This window comes from Caballeronia pedi, from assembly GCF_001544915.2.
Lineage (GTDB): Bacteria > Pseudomonadota > Gammaproteobacteria > Burkholderiales > Burkholderiaceae > Caballeronia > Caballeronia pedi.
In genome coordinates this window covers 183,315-202,121 of the sequence record NZ_FCOE02000010.1, presented here as the reverse complement: position 1 = coordinate 202,121, position 18,807 = coordinate 183,315, and the positions used below count along the sequence as shown (strand labels likewise).

The window sequence follows — 18,807 nt, the reverse complement described above, 5'->3', positions numbered from 1 at the left end:
GCTCGCATTGATGTGCTCAGGCTCAATACCAGCGCCCGTAGCGGCGGATGTACACGGTCTTAACGCACTGCGTCAGTAGCATGTACGCGGCAATCGTGGCAACAAGCCATGCCCAGTAGCTGTGCTCCAGCGCTTGGAAACCGAGCGCTGATGCGAACGGAGAGAACGGCAACCAGCAACCTGCGAGGATCGCAAGGGTGGTTGAGAGCGTTACCGGCAAGGCGGCCGTGCTTTGCAGAAACGGGATACGCTGCGTGCGCAGCATATGTACGACGAGCGTCTGCGATACAAGTCCCTCGATGAACCATCCGGAATTCATGATGATTTGACCGCCGCCGTTTGCATAGTAAGCCGCACCGGCGCCGAATACTGTCCACAGTAACCAGAAGGTCGTGATGTCAAACACGGACGATGTAGGTCCCAGCCAGATCATGAAGCGGCGGATATTACCCGCCTCCCACTTCCGAGGCTTCGTTAGGAACTCTGGGTCCATCTTGTCCCACGGCAAAAACATCTGCGATAGGTCATAAATAAGGTTTTGGATCAGCAACTGGACGGCTAGCATTGGCTCCCAAGGGAGGAAGGCGCTTGCGATAAGCACTGAGAACACGTTGCCGAAATTCGAACTCGCGGTTATGTTCAGATACTTGAGGATATTGCCGAACGTTTCTCTCCCCTTTATGACCCCTTGCTCTAGCACCATCAGGTCCTTTTCGAGCAGGATAATGTCGGCGGTTTCCTTCGCGATATCAGTGCCCGTGTCGACCGAGATGCCGACGTCTGCATCGCGCAGGGCAGCTGCATCGTTGATTCCGTCGCCTAGAAATCCCACCGTGTGCCCGCTGGCCTGTAGTGCATTGACGACACGAGCCTTCTGCAGCGGAGTGAGTTTTGCGAAGACGGTCGTTTGCCTGACGGCCGCATCTAGCTCGATGTCGTCCATATTTTCGATATCACCACCGAGAAGGGGCGTCCCGGGCTCGAGGCCAACATCGCGGCACACCTTCGCTGTCACAATCGGGTTGTCGCCGGTAAGCACTTTGACGGCTACGCCGTGCTCATTCAGAGCACGGATTGCATGGGCTGCCGAATCCTTCGGCGGATCGAGGAAGGTCAGCAGGCCCCGCACGACGAGTTCACGCTCGTCAGCTGTCTGGAAATGGGTCTTGGCATCATCTTGCGCAATCTTGCGTGTCGCGATTAGGAGTACTCGGTAACCTTGTTTGTTATATGCCTGGGAACGAGCAATCAGCGCATCGCGTTCAATTTGGTCAAGAGCGCGGACCTCTGCGCCCTCTTGAAATGATGTACAGACGTCGAGCATCTCCTCGACTGCACCCTTGCAGACCATGAGTTGATCACCTACGTCGTGGTCAAGGACGACTGAGAGACGTCGGCGCTCGAAATCGAACGGTAGCTCGTCGACCTTCCTGTAACGAGTGAGAACAGGAGATATGCCTGCCTTGTTGGCCTGCTCGACTATAGCCATATCCATCAAATTCTTCTGGCCACTTTGATGGAAGCTGTTCAGCCACGCAAATTCCAAGATTCGGTCGTCTCGATCGCCATTTACGTCTAAATGATTTTCGAGGATGATGCGGTCCTGTGTTAGCGTGCCTGTCTTGTCGGTGCATAGCACATCCATGGCGCCGAAGTTTTGGACCGAATTAAGGCGCTTCACCACTACCTTTCGCCGCGACATCGCCATGGCCCCTTTTGCAAGGTTGGCTGAGACGATCATTGGCAGCATCTCGGGCGTAAGGCCAACCGCGACGGCTAACGCAAACGTCAGGGCAGAAAGCCAATCGCCTTTTGAGAGACCGTTAATCAGAAAACGATTGGTACCATCACCAGCATAAAGCGAATCAAGAGCCATGAGACACTATTGACACCCCGGTCAAAGCTGGTCTCGATGCGCTTGCGGGTGGTCACGCTTTTGGCGAGTGCGCCGAAGTAAGTGTTGGCGCCAGTCTCTACGACGACCGCCGTTGCGGTTCCGCTGACCACGTTCGTGCCCATGAAGCAAATATTTGGTCGCTCAAGCGGATTGCCTAGATCCTCAGAACTACAGTTCGCCGACTTTTGCATGACGGCGCCGAGCGTGTCGTATTTCTCGACAGGAAGTGCTTCGCCCGTAAGCGCCGCCTGACTGACAAACAAATCCCGAGATTTGATCAGGCGAATATCGGCGGGAATCATGTCGCCAGCATGCAGATCGACGATATCACCCACGACGAGACTGGACACGGGAACCATCTTTCTGATCGGCTTGGCTGTCTCTGAGGCCCGTCGCACGACAGTTGCAGTGCTATACACCATGGCCTTGAGGCGTGCCGCCGCCTTGTTTGAGCGATACTCTTGAACGAACCGCAAAAGACTGCTCAAAGTGACCATCGCGAGCAAGATCGTCACGCCGGTCCAATCGCGGTCGTCGGCCGAGGCAAGATAAATGTCCGTGCAATAGCTGATGCCCGCGAGTACAAGCAGCACCACGACAAATGGGTTGCGGAAGGCGTGTAGCAGTTGAACAAGGGCGTGCGGCGGATTGTCGTGCGCCACCTCGTTCTTGCCTTTGCTACGCAGGCGATGCTCGGCATCAGTATCGATCAAACCATCAAGCGAACTGTCCGTATGCAGCAGCGTCATTTCGATGCTGTTGGATGCCTCACAGGCTACTCGTGAGGGGAATTCAATCGGATGGCTCGCTCGACATGAATATAGTAGTCCTCTGTTGTTTAATTTTACGTGTTCGTGCTTTTTTCGATTTCGCATGTCAATTTTTGAGTGTTAGCCAGGATCGCCTGCCTAACACCACGATCGCTTAAGTTTGAATGTTGAGGGAGTTATGAGTCGATCTGCTTAGCCCGATCGAACGCGAATTGGTTTCCACCACCTGCGCAGCGATACGATCAATCGGCGCTTGCGAGTGCGCTGCGATAACTGAGAGTAGGGGTGCGTGAGCGACTCTTGGCTGCACGGTAGGTTCGGAAGAAGGAGAGCGAAGTACATGAGGTTTCTCCGTCTGAGCAATAGCTCGGTGTATCGTCATAGGTGCCTGCAGAGACTTCATCGACGGCGTTCGGGCTGGATGCGCGATGGCAACTAGGAACGACGCGGTCTCCATTCAGGCTGAAGGGAGGGCAGGTTTAAGCGAAGATTCAGGGTCCGACATGGAGCCTCCTTGCCGTGCCGTAGCCGACGTGACGTGAAAAAGGTGCGCCACAACGTCGTGCGTGCGCGAGTTTGCCCGCGCGAAACGGAGCGCGCGGTTGCGAGCGCCTGGGCGAGCGGGATTGCGCATGCCCATGCGTTAATAAAAAGCGGGTGCGAGAGGAAATGCTAGAAAAACTGCGACGCGCACCATCCTGCCTGTGGGCAGAATGGCGGCTCATTGAGTCGTGCGTTCTGCTGTCAGGCAGTCGTATCGATCTGAGATCGACTACAGGAAGAGTCCATGATTTAGGCCTCTATTGTGGGAGACGGACGGATCGTAACTGCGTCGAGGTAGGGCGTCAAGAAATGACATCGAGAATCAGACGAGTACGATGCAATGGCAAAGAGACTGAGACGAGGATTGATGACACGGCTCTGATCAGTTCACCCGTGGGGAGCTTCTCTCTCGTTAAACAGGAAGCACGGTTCTTATGGCTGAATTCTTGCCGTTGATGCTGATGGCACCCGCCAGCTGCGCATCGCGATTGCCAGTCCATCATGTAAGGTGCTTCGTCCAGGAGCGATCAAAAGAAAAACCTTATGGTTAAAAAGCCCGCGATCACGCCCATCCCAAATATCGTGAAGCCAGCTGCAATTGTTATATCGTGAACTCGCATTTTTCTGACGAAGTCTTGTCGTCGTTCGTTTAAGCGTGACTCCATAAAGTGGTGTTAGTAATTTGTTTGTTCCCTTCGGTCGGATTCACAGCTTCGTGTATTGAGATTGCTATTCACTATCCTAATGTGTTGCGCAGGCTTGGCACAATCGCCTTGGCGTCGTGTTAATGATGGTCACTGCAATACGATGGTCGAGGAGAAATCCATTGTCCGAGCTCAATATCGATTGAACGTAGGCGAGTTCCGGTCGGCGTTTCGGATGTTATCCTGATGCCCCACGATTTTGTTCCGAGCGCTGCGGCGCGCAATAGATGCCATGATTGTGGTGCGATGTAACGCTGCGGAATCACGAACGTTTTACGCGATGGAAGTAATTCGATAATAGGGCTAAGAAAAGCTATCTGCTTACTCCCATTTTCGATGATTACATCACCAAATTGGCTGATAGATGCTAATAACAACTCACAAGGTTCTTTCCAACGTTCAAAAATCGCCGGTTGGACCAATAGGGGAATTGACGCCTCCGTGCAGTATCGAGAGGAATCGTCGTACGAGGCTGTCCACTCGAAGCGCGCTCGAAAGAGTTGCTCAGTGTCAGCATCTCCTCCTATATGTAAGTATTCGATCGTAGTGGATTCCGTAACCTCAAGCTCGCAAACGAGTGGTGAAACCCTCACCAAGGAACTTTGGCTTTCTTGAAACGGGCATACCGATGGGAATATAAGTAGCTTACTCCCTCCAGTATTCGTGATGCCAAGGATTGTCGTTTTGTTCGCCGTCTCAAGCGTAAGCATGCTCCTTTCGAAGCGGAGGGATTCGCGAAGTGGCATTGTCTATTTGACTTTGAAAGAAGATATGGCGGTCAACAGCGGACTTCCGCAGCCGTGGTGATCGAACAGCATGCGTGCGCTCGCGATGAGCAAAATCGAATGCTTCGGCCTTGAAAGATAGTGGGTAGGTCATTGTGTAGCGTGCGAGAGGTCACGTCAACCTGACACGGTCAGACATGCTCGCGCGGTTATCAGTTCTGTTCGACCGACCCCAGCTAATTCGTACGCGTCAGATAGAACGCGAGTCATTTTTGCCCTAAGCTTGCTCGCTTTGCATGGTCTGCAGACTTTGCTGACTTTGCATCTGCAATTCGGTTGGTCAAGGATAGGGCGTAGATATGTCGATAAACGTAATTTTAGCGGAGAGCCGCCCACTGATAGCGCTGGCTATAAAGTCAATAATAGGGCACTGCTCTGAAGTGAGCCTTGTCGCAACGATCAGAAGCGGCGAGGACTTTTCTGGGTTGGAAGCGACGGAAGAATGTCATGTCGTTGTCACCGATCGAGAGGCGCTTAGTGGGAAGCCAGGCGATCCGATAAATCCTTTGATTAAGCTTATACTATCTCAGTATCCTGATATCGGGGTGGTGCTTTATACTGACATTCACAACGCTGCTTATATCGCCACGCTTTGTCAATTAGGAGTGCACGCGGTTCTCGATCACGACGACATCCTCGAATGTCTCCCGGCGGCGATCGTGGCGGCGTACTACAAGGCGAACTACCTTTCTCCGTCGCTCGTCGACGCAGCATCGGCAGGGACGCATTCTATGCGTGACGTGAAGCCGCTCTCTCGGTGTGAAATAAAGGTTATGAAATCCGTGGTGGCGGGGCTCTCCGTAAAGCAGATTTCATTGGCGCTCTGTCGCTCGAAACAGACAATCAGCTCACACAAAAGCAATGCGATGCGCAAGTTGCAAGTGAAGTCCGATGCCGAACTCTATCGGATTTTTTCGGAACAAGACTTTGCGCTGATTGAGACCACGTGCTCGCCGTCTCGCAATTGAAAGGGCTTATGATGGAATTTCGGAAATTCGACAGCCTTTTCAAGTGGCTGAGTTTGCGTTCGTCTTCAGTGCTCGTTTCGATCGGCGCGACGTTAATATGCATGGGTTGCGCTAATCCTTATTCTGATCATTTTCAGCGATTCAGCGGCGTGGGGAGAGGACAGTCCGAGAGTATTTCAATCCGTCGGAGCGCGGACCTGAGCAAGAGTAGCGCTGGATTGATCGACAGAGGTTACGCCTTGTTGGGCGTCGCTTGTTTCGTCGACGTCGATACGGGTAATCGATGGGACGAAGTACTGCGATTCGGGGAAAGCGAGCAGGCGGAAATCGTTCTGGTGTGGGACGCACCGATCGAACGTTCTGTAATTACTGTGCCGCCCGGGATCGCTCGCCACGATTTCCGATATGGACTGGGGGAACCTCCTGATCTGCTTATACCGATCTCAACGCGTGCCTATTGCGCGCTACCGTTTGCTCGATCGAAGGTTCAATAGGGTCTTCCTAAGGAAGAAGGAGTTTGCAAGACAGAGACTATCGACTGCGCACGTGTGCATGCCAGCTCTAGGCGGATTTCACAATCTCAAGACGTCCTTTGCGCGCTACCTTCGCAGGGCTGAGATTCGTATAGCGTTTCAGGTTGCGCCAGTCCTTGTGACCTGTAACCGTTGCCACCTCGGGAATCTCCCACCCCGCTTCAAATAAAGCGCTAGTTGCCTCATGTCTCAGATCATGCAGGCGAAGATCTACGATCGACTTTGCGTCGCAGGCTTGCTTGAAGTATTTACTTGCGGTGCCTTTATGGAACCGAAAGATGAACTCGTTCTTATGCGGCGGGTGGCGAGGGTCTGCTGCACGTTTCCTCGCGTAATCCTCTGGGACTGGATAGCGAGCTTGCCGCATGATGATCTCAAAGGAGTCGCCAATCAAAGGAACCCATTCGTTGTTACCAATTTTTTGGCGCGGATGTTTGCGGTCCCGGACAAGAGCAAGGTGCTTTTCTTCATCGATGTCGTCCCAACGTAGCGAGAAGAGTTCGCCTCGGCGAAACGCGCATTGCATAGCAACGCGCAACAGGTCGGGCATCGCTTGCTCGCGCTCAGGATGTTCGGCGAACCATGCAAATATCCTTTCGATCTCGGTTTTCGTCGGGCGGCGCTCGCGTTTCTTGCCTGGCCCTATCAAGTGAAGATGATGCAGCGCCGGGCGAGCGGTGCCAACTGCGTCCGGCAGTACGATGTCCATCAACGAGGCTGTGTGCCGCATCACCGTACCGAGCTTCGATAGGTCCATGTCGATGGTGTATTCGCCGGCGCCGGCCGCTTTTCTCGCCTGGGCGAATTTGACGATGCGCTGAGTATTGAGCTGCGCGGCCAGATCTTCGCCAAACGCGTCCGAGAGGCGCTGGAGGATGTAGTGCTCGTTCGACTTTGGGCCGATAGGGCGGCCAGACTCGGAGCGGGCCTCACGATACTTGATGAGCAGTTCGCCAACGGTGATGCTGTGGGCGTCGACCGCATTGTGCCCTTTATCTATCGCTGTCTCTTGATCGCGCGCCCAGGACTGCGCGGCGCCTTTTGTCTTGAAGGTCTTTGTTATACTCTGGCCCCGGCGGCGAACTTGAGCGCGCCAGCGGCCGCCGATTTGCAGGATCGATGCCACTTGTTGTCCTCTAGTTTGTAGCAGTGCCAGATCAGCCAACAGGTCAAAAAGCCGATCTTGTAGCAAAATTGTAGCAAAGACGGCGGTAAATTGAGTTTCATTGCGTGTCACGGTGCTTCACTTAGGATGAGGCGGTATCGACCGGAAACGCAAGCGGGATAAGGCTCTGACCGAGATTACCTAGGTCTGAGTCTTCCCCGTAAAAGAGTCTATCTCCCCGTAGTTCAATGGATAGAACGAGTGCCTCCTAAGCGCTAGATGCAGGTTCGATTCCTGCCGGGGGGACCAACATCCCGCTTGCCGTTTGTCGCGGCGGCTTTCTTTCTTTCTTCGCTGTTCTTTCTTCCGCGCCGCTCGCCCGAACACCCTTACGCATTGAACCGTAAGCTGTTTCCCGCCGATAATGCGACCACTCCAGCTTCGCCCAAACGGCTCATGCGTTCATGACCGAAATCCAGTCCGCGGTGCTCGTCTTCGTCCTTCTTCTCGCCAGCACGGGCGTCGGCGCGATCGTGCGGCCGCTCTTGCCCGAGGAGCACAAGGCGCAGGAAACGGTGCAACTGGTTCAATTGCTCGTCGGCATGCTGGTCACGTTCGCGGCGCTCGTGCTCGGCCTCTTGACCGCATCGGCGAAAACGGTTTTCGACACCACCAACAGCGACATGCGCAGCTACGCGACCTCGATCATCGAGCTCGATCGCGCGATGCGCGACTACGGCGCCGATCTCGATCAGGCGCGCGCCCTCCTGCGCTCCTACACGGCGGCGGCGATCGCGAGTACGTGGCCTGACGAGCCGCGCCCGACCGGCGTGTACCCGAACGTCACGCCGCCCGAAAATCCCGACAGCCTCGCGAGCAACACGCTCGGCGCGATATTGAGCCGCGCCCAGCACGAAGTGCGCATGCTTCATCCCCACGATGACTATCATCGCCAGCTCGCCGCCGATGCCGCCGCGCGCTTCGAGCAACTGATCGCGCTGCGCTGGAAACTCGTCGAAGAGGCGCACGGATCGATCTCCTATCCGTTCGACCGCATTCTCGTCGGCTGGCTGCTCATCATCTTTCTCTGCTTCGGGCTGATCGCGCCGCGCAATGCGCTTTCGCTCGTGACGATCATGCTCGGCGCGCTGTCGATCGCGTCGGCGGTGCTCGTGATCCTCGATCTCGATACGCCGTTCAGCGGTCCGATCATGGTCGGCAGCCAGCCGCTGCGCGATGCGCTCGCGTATCAGGGCCGCTGATGATCTACACCGATCCGCGTCTCGTCGCGCTGTATGACGCCCTCAATCCGTTCGCCGACGACACCGCGTTCTATATCGCGCTGGCGGCATCGGCGCGGCATGTCGTCGATCTCGGCTGCGGCACGGGTCTGCTCGCCTGCGAGCTGGCGAAGCGCGGGCATCGCGTGACGGGCATCGATCCGTCGCCGCAGATGTTGCGTGTCGCGCGGGCGCGTCCGGAAGGCGACGAGGTGACGTGGATCGAAGGCGATGCAACCGCGCTGCCGTTCGTCGGCGCGGCGGATCTGCTGGTGATGACGGGACACGTCGCGCAAGTGTTTCTCGACGATGCAGCGCTTCTGGCGACGTTCGCGGCCGCGCGCCGCGCGATACGGCCGGGCAGCGCGCTCGCGTTCGACAGCCGCAATCCGGCGGCACGCGCGTGGGAAAACTGGACGCCGGCGCGTTCGTCGCGACGCATCGAAGCGCCGGACGGACGAGCGGTGGACGTGTGGCAGGAACGGCACGCCACGCCCGATCCGCTCGCGACCGGCCGCGTGGCGTTCACGACGCACTATCGCTTCCTGTCGACGCCCGAGGAAACGCTCAGCGCGCCGAGCGAATTGCGTTTTCGCACGCGCGACGAGCTCGCGCGCCTGCTGACGCAGGCGGGTTTCGTGCACATCGACTGGTACGGAGACTGGCATCGCGCGCCGGTGGACGAAGCGAGCCGCGAGCTGATCGCGGTGGCGCGCTGAAGATGAAACGAAAACGAATCGATACGTCCGCGCGGAAGTACGAATCAGAACTCGACGACGACGAAATCGGCCTTGCCCACGTCGCACAGCGGGCAGCGCCAGTCGGCGGAAATGTCGTCGAAACGGGTGCCGGCCGGGATGCCTTCGTCCGGCAGGCCTTCTTCCTCGTTGTAGATCCAGCCGCAAATCAGGCAGACCCAGCTTTTGTATTCGATGACTTCGCTCACGACAGACTCTTGATTCGAAAGGGATAAATGGACCGCGTGCGCTACAGGACGGCACTTCGCGCGGCGACCCGGCATCTTACCGGAATCGGCGCGATCGTTCCGCGATCCGGCCGCTCGCCGCGACGCCGTGCCGCATTGCGCGTTTCCGCAGGATGGTCCGGATACGCGTGCCCGAAAGCCCGGTGTATGCTTTTCGGGTGTCCGGCGCCGCATTCACGCCATCGACCGGTTTCACAACATGGAGATAAAACGATGAAGCAAAAGCTCTTGGGTGCGATGTTGACGGGCGCGGTCCTGCTCACGCAATACGCCGGCTCGGCGCATGCGCAGGCGCGCGTCTATTTCGTCGAACCGAAGGACGGCGCAACCGTGACGAGTCCCGTCCACGTGAAATTCGGCGTCGACGGCATGTCGATCGCGCCGGCCGGCACGATGACCGACGGCACCGGCCATCACCATCTGCTGATCGATAGCAAGCCGCTACCGAAGGGCACGGTGATTCCGGCGAACGACACGTCGCTGCACTTCGGCAAGGGCCAGACCGAAGCCGAAGTGAAACTGCCTCCCGGTGATCACACGCTGACGATGCAGTTCGGCGACGGCGCGCACCGTTCGTACGGGCCGGAAATGAGCTCGACGATCAAGGTGCACGTGAAGTAACGCGCTTTTCAGGCGAAAAAGGGAAGGCCGCCGCGAATCGGATTCGGGCGGCCTTTCTGTTCTTGGGGCTGCAAAGCCTCATCCGTTCGGCCTAAGCCGCGTGCGCCGAGCGCCCCGCCCGGTACAATGGCCGCTTCCATCGGCTGCTCTGCGTGGCGCCGACTGTTCGCCATCCATCCGGTTCTCCCATGTCGCTTTATTCCATTTCGGACGCGCAGCTCGCGTTCGGCCACGTCGCATTGCTCGACCATGCCGACTTCTCGCTCGAAGCGGGCGAGCGCGTCGGGCTCATCGGCCGCAACGGCGCCGGCAAGTCGTCGCTGCTGAAGATCGTCGCGGGTCTCGCCGCGGCCGATGACGGCCTCGTCACGCGTCAGAGCGAGCTCTCGACCGTGTACGTGCCGCAGGAACCCGAGTTCGATCTCGACGCTTCCGTGTTCGATGTCGTCGCGTCCGGCTTGACCGACGCGCGCGCACTGCTCGACGAATACGACGCCGTCGCGCATTCGCTCGCCGACACGCCCGAAGGCCCGCAGCACGACGACCTGCTCGCACGCATGAACGCGCTGCAATCGGCGCTCGACACGCGCGATGCGTGGAACTGGCGCACGCGTGTCGCGACGACGCTCGCGCAGATCGGCCTCGACGGTGACGCGCGCGCGGGCGATCTGTCCGGCGGCATGAAAAAGCGCGTCGCACTGGCGCGCGCGCTGGTCGTGCAGCCCGACGTGCTGCTGCTCGACGAGCCGACCAACCATCTCGACTTCGACGGCATCCGCTGGCTGGAAGAGTTGCTCGTCACGCTGCGCTCCGGTCTGCTCTTCATCACGCACGATCGCGCGTTTCTCGATCGCGTGGCGACGCGCATCGTCGAACTGGATCGCGGCCGGCTGCTGTCGTACCCGGGCAATTTCAGCGCGTATCAGACGAGAAAGGCGCAGCAGCTCGAAGTCGAGAAAGTCGAGCAGGACAAGTTCGACAAACTGCTCGCGCAAGAGGAAGTGTGGATTCGCAAGGGCGTCGAGGCGCGGCGCACGCGCAGCGTCGGGCGCATCGCGCGGCTCGTGGAAATGCGCAACGAACGCGCCGAGCGCCGCAACGTGCAGGGCAATGTGAGGCTCGATGTCGGACAGGGCGAAAAGTCCGGCAAGATCGTCGCCGAGCTGACGGACGTGACGAAGCGCTACGAGCGCACGGTCGTCGATCGCTTCACGGCGACCGTGATGCGTGGCGACAAGATCGGTCTCGTCGGCCCGAACGGAGCAGGCAAGACCACTTTGCTGAAGCTGATTCTCGGCGAGTTGCAGCCCGATGAAGGCCGTGTGCGCATCGGTACCAATATCCAGGTCGCGTATTTCGATCAGATGCGCGCGCAGCTCGATCTCGACAAATCGCTCGCCGACACCATCAGTCCGGGCAGCGAATGGGTCGAAGTGAACGGCGTGAAGAAGCACGTGATGAGCTATCTCGGCGACTTCCTGTTCGCGCCGGAGCGCGCGCGCTCGCCGGTGCGATCGCTGTCCGGCGGCGAGCGCAACCGGCTTCTGCTCGCGCGTCTGTTCGCGCGCCCCGCGAACGTGCTCGTGCTCGATGAGCCGACCAACGATCTCGATATCCCGACGCTCGAACTGCTGGAAGAACTGTTGTCGGATTATGACGGTACCGTGTTGCTCGTCAGCCACGACCGCGCGTTCCTCGACAACGTCGTGACCTCGGTGTTCGCGGCCGAAGGCGGCGGCAAGTGGCGTGAATATGTCGGCGGCTTCTCGGACTGGCAGATTCAGCGCGAACGTTCGGAGCGTATCGCGGAGGAAGCGGCGCGTCAGTCGGCGAAAGAAGCGCCGAAGGACGACACGCCGAAGGAAAGCGCCGCGGGCCGCAACGCGCAGCGCACCGTGAAACTGTCGTTCAAGGAGCAGCGCGAACTGGAAGCGTTGCCGGCACGCATCGCCGAACTGGAAGAAGAGCAGAGGGCGATCGGCGCCCGGCTCGAAGACGGCTCGATCTTCGCGACGGATGCGAAGGAAGGCGCACGGCTGTCCGAGCGCCACGCGGCGATCGAAGAGGAATTGCTCGTCGCGCTTGAGCGCTGGGAAGAACTGGAAGCGAAACGCAAGTAGGCGCGTTTTATCGGTCCGAGGTGGGCGCGGCGGGCGAAAACCGCTATTCTCCTAGCGCGGCACGGAGCGGCGGGCGGTTTTCCGCCTGAATCATCGGGCATCCGGCCAGGCATTTTCATCAAGCATTTCGCCGGCAGATCGGGCGTCACGTTGTGGCATTTCCCGCGAGTACGCTCGAGAGCCGGATCAACGTTCAACTATGTCCACGAAAAAATCCAGCGCAATGGCGACAGGCACGCAGCGAGGCAAGCGCCTCGTCATGAACGCCAAGGCAGCCGGCTACAGCGAAGCATCGATCAAGGTGCTCAAGGGCCTGGAGCCGGTCAAGCAGCGGCCCGGCATGTACACGCGGACCGAGAATCCGCTGCACATCATTCAGGAAGTGATCGACAACGCCTCCGACGAAGCGCTCGGCGGCTACGGCAAGCAGATCATCGTCACGCTGCACAACGACAACTCCGTTTCCGTCGATGACGACGGGCGCGGCATTCCGTTCGGCATGCATCCGGAAGAAGGCGTGCCGGTCGTCGAGATCGTGTTCACGCGGCTGCACGCGGGCGGCAAGTTCGACAAGGCCGCGGGCGGCGCCTATACGTTCTCGGGCGGTCTGCACGGCGTCGGCGTCTCGGTGACGAACGCGCTCGCGACGCGTCTCGAAGTGACCGTCTGGCGCGACAACAAGGTCGCGCAACTCGCGTTTTCCAATGGCGATGTCATCGAGCAGCTCACGACGCGCACGGCTGAACGCGGCGCGAAGAAAAGCGGCACGCGCGTGCGCGCATGGCCGAATCCGAAGTACTTCGATTCCGCGAATCTGCCGCTCGGCGAATTGCAGCGCCTGTTGCGCTCGAAGGCCGTGCTGCTGCCGGGCGTCGAAGTCGCGCTCGTCATCGAGAAGACGGGCGAGCGTCAGACCTGGAAGTACGAAGACGGCCTGCGCGGCTATCTGCTCGAAGGCATGGGCGGCAGCGAACTGCTGATTCCCCTGTTCGAAGGCGAGCGCTACGCCGAAAGCTCGCGCAACACTGAGGAAACCTTCGCGGAAGGCGAGGGCGCGTCGTGGGTCGTCGCGTGGAGCGAGGAAGGGCCGCTCTTGCGGGAATCGTACGTGAACCTGATTCCGACACCCGCCGGCGGCACGCACGAATCCGGCCTGCGCGATGGTCTTTTTCAGGCGGTGAAGAACTTCGTCGAGATTCATAACCTGCAGCCGAAGGGCGTGAAGCTGCTCGCGGAAGACGTGTTCGCGCGCGTGTCGTTCGTGCTGTCGGCGAAAGTGCTCGATCCGCAGTTCCAAGGCCAGATCAAGGAACGTCTCAATAGCCGCGATGCGGTGAAGCTCGTGTCGTCGTTCTCGCGGCCGGCGCTGGAGTTGTGGCTGAATCAGCACGTCGAGTACGGCAAGAAGCTCGCGGAACTCGTGATCCGTCAGGCGCAGGCACGCACGCGCGCTGGTCAGAAGATCGAGAAGAAGAAGAGTTCGGGCGTCGCCGTGTTGCCGGGCAAGCTGACCGATTGCGAATCGACGGACATCGCGCGCAACGAGCTCTTTCTCGTCGAGGGCGATTCAGCGGGCGGCTCCGCGAAGATGGGCCGCGACAAGGAGTTTCAGGCGATCCTGCCGTTGCGCGGCAAGGTGCTGAACACGTGGGAAACGGAACGCGACCGGCTCTTCGCGAACAACGAAGTGCATGACATCGCGGTGGCGATCGGCGTCGACCCGCATGGTCCGGACGATCAGATCGACCTCACGAACCTGCGCTACGGCAAGATCTGCATTCTGTCGGACGCGGACGTCGACGGCGCGCACATTCAGGTGCTGCTGCTCACGCTTTTCTTCAAGCACTTCCCGCAACTGATCGAACGTAGCCACGTGTGCGTCGCGCGGCCGCCGCTCTTTCGCGTCGATGCCCCCGCGCGCGGCAAGAAGCCCGCGCAGAAACTCTACGCGCTCGACGAAGGCGAGCTCGAGGCGATCCTCGACAAGCTGCGCAAGGACGGTGTGCGCGAAACGGCATGGACCATCAGCCGCTTCAAGGGCCTCGGCGAAATGAGCGCGGAACAGCTCTGGGACACGACGATGAACCCCGATACACGGCGCCTGTTGCCTGTCGGCCTCGGCGATCTCGGCTTCGATCTCACCGTCTCGCGCATGACCATGCTGATGGGCAAGGGCGAAGCGGCGTCGCGCCGCAGCTGGCTGGAAGAGAAGGGCAACGAAGTCGAAGCGGACATCTGAGTTCGACTTGAGCAACGCATAACGGATATCGAAATTCGATGGGAATCACAGACGATCTCTTCGCCGAACAGACCGCACCGGACGGCGAACAACTGACGCTCGGCGATTACGCCGAACGCGCTTATCTCGACTACGCGGTGAGCGTGGTGAAGGGCCGCGCGCTGCCCGATGTCTGCGACGGACAAAAGCCCGTGCAGCGCCGCATTCTCTTCGCGATGAGCGAGATGGGCCTCGCGTCGGGCGCGAAGCCGGTGAAGTCGGCGCGCGTGGTCGGCGACGTGCTCGGCAAGTATCACCCGCACGGCGATCAATCCGCGTACGACGCGCTCGTGCGTCTCGCGCAGGACTTTTCGATGCGCTATCCGCTCATCGACGGTCAGGGCAACTTCGGCTCGCGCGACGGCGACGGCGCCGCGGCCATGCGATACACCGAAGCGCGATTGACGCCGATCGCGCGCCTGCTGCTCGATGAAATCGATCAGGGCACGGTCGATTTCATGCCGAATTACGACGGTTCGTTCGAAGAGCCGAAGCTGCTGCCGGCGCGTTTGCCGTTTCTGTTGCTGAACGGCGCATCGGGCATCGCGGTGGGTCTCGCGACGGAAATCCCGTCGCACAATCTGCGCGAAGTCGCGCTGGCCGCCGTCGCGATGATCCGCGATCCGAAGCTCGGCCACGCCGGTCTGATGGAAAAGGTGCCCGGACCGGACTTCCCCGGCGGCGGACAGATCATCTCGTCGCCCGCGGAAATCTCGGCGGCCTACGAGACCGGCCGCGGCAGCCTCAAAGTGCGCGCGCGCTGGAAGATCGAAGAGCTGGCGCGCGGCCAGTGGCAGATCGTCATCACGGAATTGCCGCCGGGCGTGTCGAGCCAGAAGGTGCTCGAGGAAATCGAGGAACTCACCAACCCCAAGATCAAGCTCGGCAAGAAAACGCTCACGCCCGAGCAGGTTCAGACCAAGCAGACCTTGCTCGCGCTGCTCGACGCCGTGCGCGACGAGTCCGGCAAGGACGCGCCCGTGCGGCTCGTGTTCGAGCCGAAGTCGAGCCGTATCGATCAGACGGAGTTCGTCAACTCGCTGCTCGCGCATACGAGCCTCGAATCGAACGCGACCATCAACCTCGTGATGATCGGCGCGGATGGCCGGCCGCGTCAGAAGGGCATCGTCGAGATTCTGCACGAGTGGGTCGGTTTCCGTTTCGTGACGGTGACGCGGCGCACGCAGCATCGTCTCGGCAAGGTCGACGACCGCATCCATATTCTCGAAGGGCGGATGATCGTCTTCCTGAATATCGATGAAGTCATTCGCATCATCCGCGAGTCCGAGGAGCCGAAGCAGGCGTTGATGGCGCGCTTCAATCTGTCGGACCGGCAGGCGGAAGACATTCTCGAAATCCGTCTGCGCCAGCTCGCGCGGCTGGAAGCGATCAAGATCGAACAGGAGCTGTCCGACTTGCGCGACGAGAAAACGAAGCTCGAAGAACTGCTCAACAGCGATGCCGCGATGAAGCGCCTGCTCATCAAGGAAATCGAAGCGGACGCGAAGCAATTCGGCGACGATCGTCGCACGCTCATTCAGCAGGAAAAGCGCGCGACGTTCGAGACGCGCGTCGTCGACGAGCCGGTGACGGTGGTCGTGTCGCAGAAGGGCTGGGTTCGCGCGCTGAAGGGCCACGGACTCGATCCGGCGGGCTTTACGTTCAAGCAGGGCGATGGCCTCTATGCAGCGTTCCAGGCGCGCACGCCGGATGCGCTCGTCGCGTGGGGCAGCAAGGGGCGCGTGTATTCGGTGCCGGTCTCGGCGTTGCCGGGCGGCCGTGGCGATGGCGTGCCGGTGACGTCGTTGATCGAACTGGAATCGGGTACGCATTTGCTGCATTACTTCGCGGCGAATGCCGAACAGCAACTGCTGCTTGCATCGAGCAATGGCTTTGGCTTCCTCGCGAAGCTCGGCGACATGGTGAGCCGCCAGAAGGCGGGCAAGGCCTTCATGACGATCGACGAAGGCGCGGTGCCGCTCGCGCCGATGCCGGTCATCCCCGGCGCGATGTATGTGGCGTGTCTGTCGAGCACGGGCCGGCTGCTCGTGTTCGGCATGGACGAGATGAAGACGCTGTCGGGTGGCGGACGCGGCGTCATTCTGATGGGCCTCGATCCGAAGGAGACGCTGCGTCAGGCGCTGGCCATCGATGCGCGCGGGGTCGTGATGATCGGCGCCGGGCGCGGCGGCAAGGTGCGCGACGAGAAACTCGCCGGCTCGCAGATGCAACTGCATCTGGGCAAGCGTTCGAGGAAGGGGCGTGCGCCGGATTCGTCGTTGAAGGTGACGGATTTGCGGCCGGTGTTCGGGGAGTGAGGTGTTTTAGTGGACGTTGACGACGTCCGCTTGAGATCCGGGAAGCCCGCTTCATGCGGGCTTTTTTGTGGGCTCTCGACATTCGCCGCCTATCCCGCTACAGCAGGTACCGCCTGTTCTCCGAGTCGATGACACAGGGAAACCGGCAGTTCTCGTCGAGAACGACCGGCATGCCATTAATGATGATGGAGCTTGCGATTTCTATCGGAATGTCCCCCGCGCCCTCGATGTCCTTGCATATTTCCCAATTGAAGTAACGCATGGCGTCCGGATGCATCCGGAGTTCCCGTGGCTCCGATCCACGCTCGTAGAGATCTTCTCTGATCTCGCACAGTCGGCTAACGACAAAGTCGACGCAGTTCATATCGGCCTGTTTCCTCCGTTCGTTGAAAAGCTGCCTCGCGGCCGAAATCCGCAACTGAATGCCGGCTTGGCCGGGCACGGGCGGCATCGACAGAACTTATCTCATTCGCACGATCTTTAGGTTCACGAATAATCCGATTCTTCAAGGCGCGATAACAAAATCGGGCGGGCGGGGAACTCCTCACCCCATGTGCATTCCTAGTCTTGTGCCCGCACGCACTCGACAACTCAAATAACCCGGAATCCCCAATGAACAAAGCCATCGAAGCGGCGCTCTTTCTGCATTTGCTCGGCGTAGCCGTTTGGATAGGCGGGATGATCTTCGCGCATTTCTGCCTGCGTCCCGCGCTCGGCGATCTCACGCCGCAATTGCGCCTGCCGCTTTGGGAGTCCGTCTTCGCGCGCTTCTTCAACTGGGTCGCGGCTTCGGTGATCGTGATTCTGCTTACCGGCGGCTTCCTGCTCGTGCAGTTCGGCGGTGGTCATGCAGCCTGGCCGCTACATGCGATGGCCGGTCTCGGCATCGTGATGATGCTGATCTTCGGGCATATCCGGTTTGCGGTGTTTCCGCGCATTCGGCGCGCCGTGCAGGCGCAGAACTGGCCGGACGGGGCGAGGGCCGTCGGAACGGTTCGACGGCTCGTCGTGATCAATCTCGTGCTTGGAGTGGTGACGATCGGTACGGCGGTGTTGTCGCGTGGGTTTTGACCATTAATGAAGAAAGCGACACAGAATCGGCGTAATCCATGGTGTGCGTATCTGCTCAGTCTGACGACGCTGAGCGCGTTGAGCGGGTGCGACGAATCCACCTCAAATTCGATATTGCCTCCCGCCGCGATCAGGCCAGCGGTACAGCAGTACCAACTGTCGAAAATCCCGAACAGCGATCTGCTCAAACCGGAAATCAACCGCGCGTTGATCCAGTTGAGCGAACAAGCGTGCAACCGGACCGCGATGGGAGCCTTGAGCGCTCAGCTCGAATTCCTGGGCTTTCGTGCGGACGCGGGCCGGGTACTCGTCCAGTTCGTCGAGCAGTGCGGGAAGGCAGATGGCTTCCTCAGCGCGGTAGCAAATGATTTCATCGCCACGGGCGACGTCAAACAGGCCATCGCAAAATTGTCCGTCGGGCTATGCGGTGGGACAAGCGACTTTCCCGCGCCGTTCCAGCGATACGATTCGGGTCCGCGCGAGCGTCGACGGAACAGAGGGAACGTTTATCGTCGATACGGGTGCGTCGTACGTCTCGCTGACCTCCGCATTCGCGCGGCGCGCAAACATCGCCGGGCGCGGCAAGTTGATACACCTCCAGACCGCGAACGGCATGCGCGATGCCACGCTCACGCAGGTGAAGTTCGTCTCGTTGAATGGCGTGACGGCAGCGAATGTGCCGGTTGCCGTCGATGGCCGCTCGGGCCCGAGTCTCGGCCCGGATGTCGATGGATTGCTCGGGCAGTCGTTCCTGTCGCGTTTCGACGTTCGTTTCGGGCCGGCTCAATGGTCGATCACGCAGCGCTGACGCGCGCCGTCGCGTAATGAC

Annotated in this window: 12 protein-coding genes, 1 tRNA gene and 1 pseudogene; 10 read left to right on the top strand and 4 right to left on the bottom strand. The window is 59.6% G+C overall.

Going from position 1 to position 18,807, the window contains the following annotated elements; genetic code table 11:
* Nucleotides 1-22: 22 nt before the first annotated feature.
* Nucleotides 23-2,772, bottom strand: a pseudogene (gene mgtA, locus AWB80_RS17810) (magnesium-translocating P-type ATPase).
* A 2,226-nt stretch (nt 2,773-4,998) separates the two neighbouring features.
* Here mgtA and AWB80_RS17805 point away from each other — a divergent pair.
* Nucleotides 4,999-5,667, top strand: a complete 669-nt coding sequence (locus AWB80_RS17805) for a LuxR C-terminal-related transcriptional regulator (protein ID WP_061175977.1) — start codon at nt 4,999-5,001, stop codon at nt 5,665-5,667.
* Nucleotides 5,668-6,228: 561 nt separating this feature from the next.
* On the opposite strand, the gene AWB80_RS17800 is transcribed toward AWB80_RS17805, so the two are convergent.
* Entirely contained in the window at nt 6,229-7,326 is a 1,098-nt protein-coding gene (locus AWB80_RS17800) for a site-specific integrase (RefSeq protein WP_061176047.1), read from the bottom strand.
* Nucleotides 7,327-7,539: 213 nt separating this feature from the next.
* Here AWB80_RS17800 and AWB80_RS17795 point away from each other — a divergent pair.
* From AWB80_RS17795 to AWB80_RS17785, 3 genes are all read left to right on the top strand, one after another.
* Nucleotides 7,540-7,614 (top strand) — tRNA-Arg (locus AWB80_RS17795).
* Nucleotides 7,615-7,769: 155 nt separating this feature from the next.
* Nucleotides 7,770-8,567 (top strand): bestrophin-like domain, encoded by a 798-nt coding sequence (locus AWB80_RS17790; protein ID WP_061175976.1) that lies wholly within the window; start codon nt 7,770-7,772, stop codon nt 8,565-8,567.
* Nucleotides 8,567-9,304, top strand: a complete 738-nt coding sequence (locus tag AWB80_RS17785; protein WP_061175975.1) for a class I SAM-dependent methyltransferase — start codon at nt 8,567-8,569, stop codon at nt 9,302-9,304. Before AWB80_RS17790 ends, AWB80_RS17785 begins: the two co-directional genes overlap by 1 nt.
* 44 nt (nt 9,305-9,348) lie before the next feature.
* Here AWB80_RS17785 and AWB80_RS17780 read toward each other — a convergent pair whose 3' ends face one another.
* Complete coding sequence (locus AWB80_RS17780) at nt 9,349-9,531, bottom strand: rubredoxin (RefSeq protein WP_061175974.1); 183 nt, start codon at nt 9,529-9,531, stop codon at nt 9,349-9,351.
* A 252-nt stretch (nt 9,532-9,783) separates the two neighbouring features.
* On the opposite strand from AWB80_RS17780, the gene AWB80_RS17775 reads away from it, so the two are divergent.
* From AWB80_RS17775 to parC, 4 genes are all read left to right on the top strand, one after another.
* Complete coding sequence (locus AWB80_RS17775; RefSeq protein WP_061175973.1) at nt 9,784-10,191, top strand: DUF4399 domain-containing protein; 408 nt, start codon at nt 9,784-9,786, stop codon at nt 10,189-10,191.
* Between the two features lie 188 nt (nt 10,192-10,379).
* Nucleotides 10,380-12,311: an ATP-binding cassette domain-containing protein gene (locus AWB80_RS17770; protein WP_061175972.1), complete on the top strand. Its 1,932-nt coding sequence runs from the start codon at nt 10,380-10,382 to the stop codon at nt 12,309-12,311.
* A gap of 259 nt (nt 12,312-12,570) precedes the next feature.
* Nucleotides 12,571-14,550, top strand: a complete 1,980-nt coding sequence (locus AWB80_RS17765) for a DNA topoisomerase IV subunit B (protein WP_061176046.1) — start codon at nt 12,571-12,573, stop codon at nt 14,548-14,550.
* Nucleotides 14,551-14,588: 38 nt separating this feature from the next.
* Nucleotides 14,589-16,907 (top strand): DNA topoisomerase IV subunit A, encoded by a 2,319-nt coding sequence (parC, locus tag AWB80_RS17760; RefSeq protein ID WP_061175971.1) that lies wholly within the window; start codon nt 14,589-14,591, stop codon nt 16,905-16,907.
* Nucleotides 16,908-17,004: 97 nt separating this feature from the next.
* On the opposite strand, the gene AWB80_RS17755 is transcribed toward parC, so the two are convergent.
* Nucleotides 17,005-17,349, bottom strand: coding sequence for a valine--tRNA ligase (locus tag AWB80_RS17755; protein ID WP_143328068.1), 345 nt, complete (start codon nt 17,347-17,349; stop codon nt 17,005-17,007).
* 170 nt (nt 17,350-17,519) lie between these two features.
* Here AWB80_RS17755 and AWB80_RS17750 point away from each other — a divergent pair, with 170 nt between their 5' ends.
* Both AWB80_RS17750 and AWB80_RS17745 read left to right on the top strand, forming a co-directional pair.
* Nucleotides 17,520-17,978: a CopD family protein gene (locus tag AWB80_RS17750; RefSeq protein WP_061175969.1), complete on the top strand. Its 459-nt coding sequence runs from the start codon at nt 17,520-17,522 to the stop codon at nt 17,976-17,978.
* 427 nt (nt 17,979-18,405) lie between these two features.
* Nucleotides 18,406-18,786 (top strand): retropepsin-like aspartic protease family protein, encoded by a 381-nt coding sequence (locus AWB80_RS17745; protein WP_061175968.1) that lies wholly within the window; start codon nt 18,406-18,408, stop codon nt 18,784-18,786.
* The last annotated feature ends 21 nt before the right edge of the window (nt 18,787-18,807 follow it).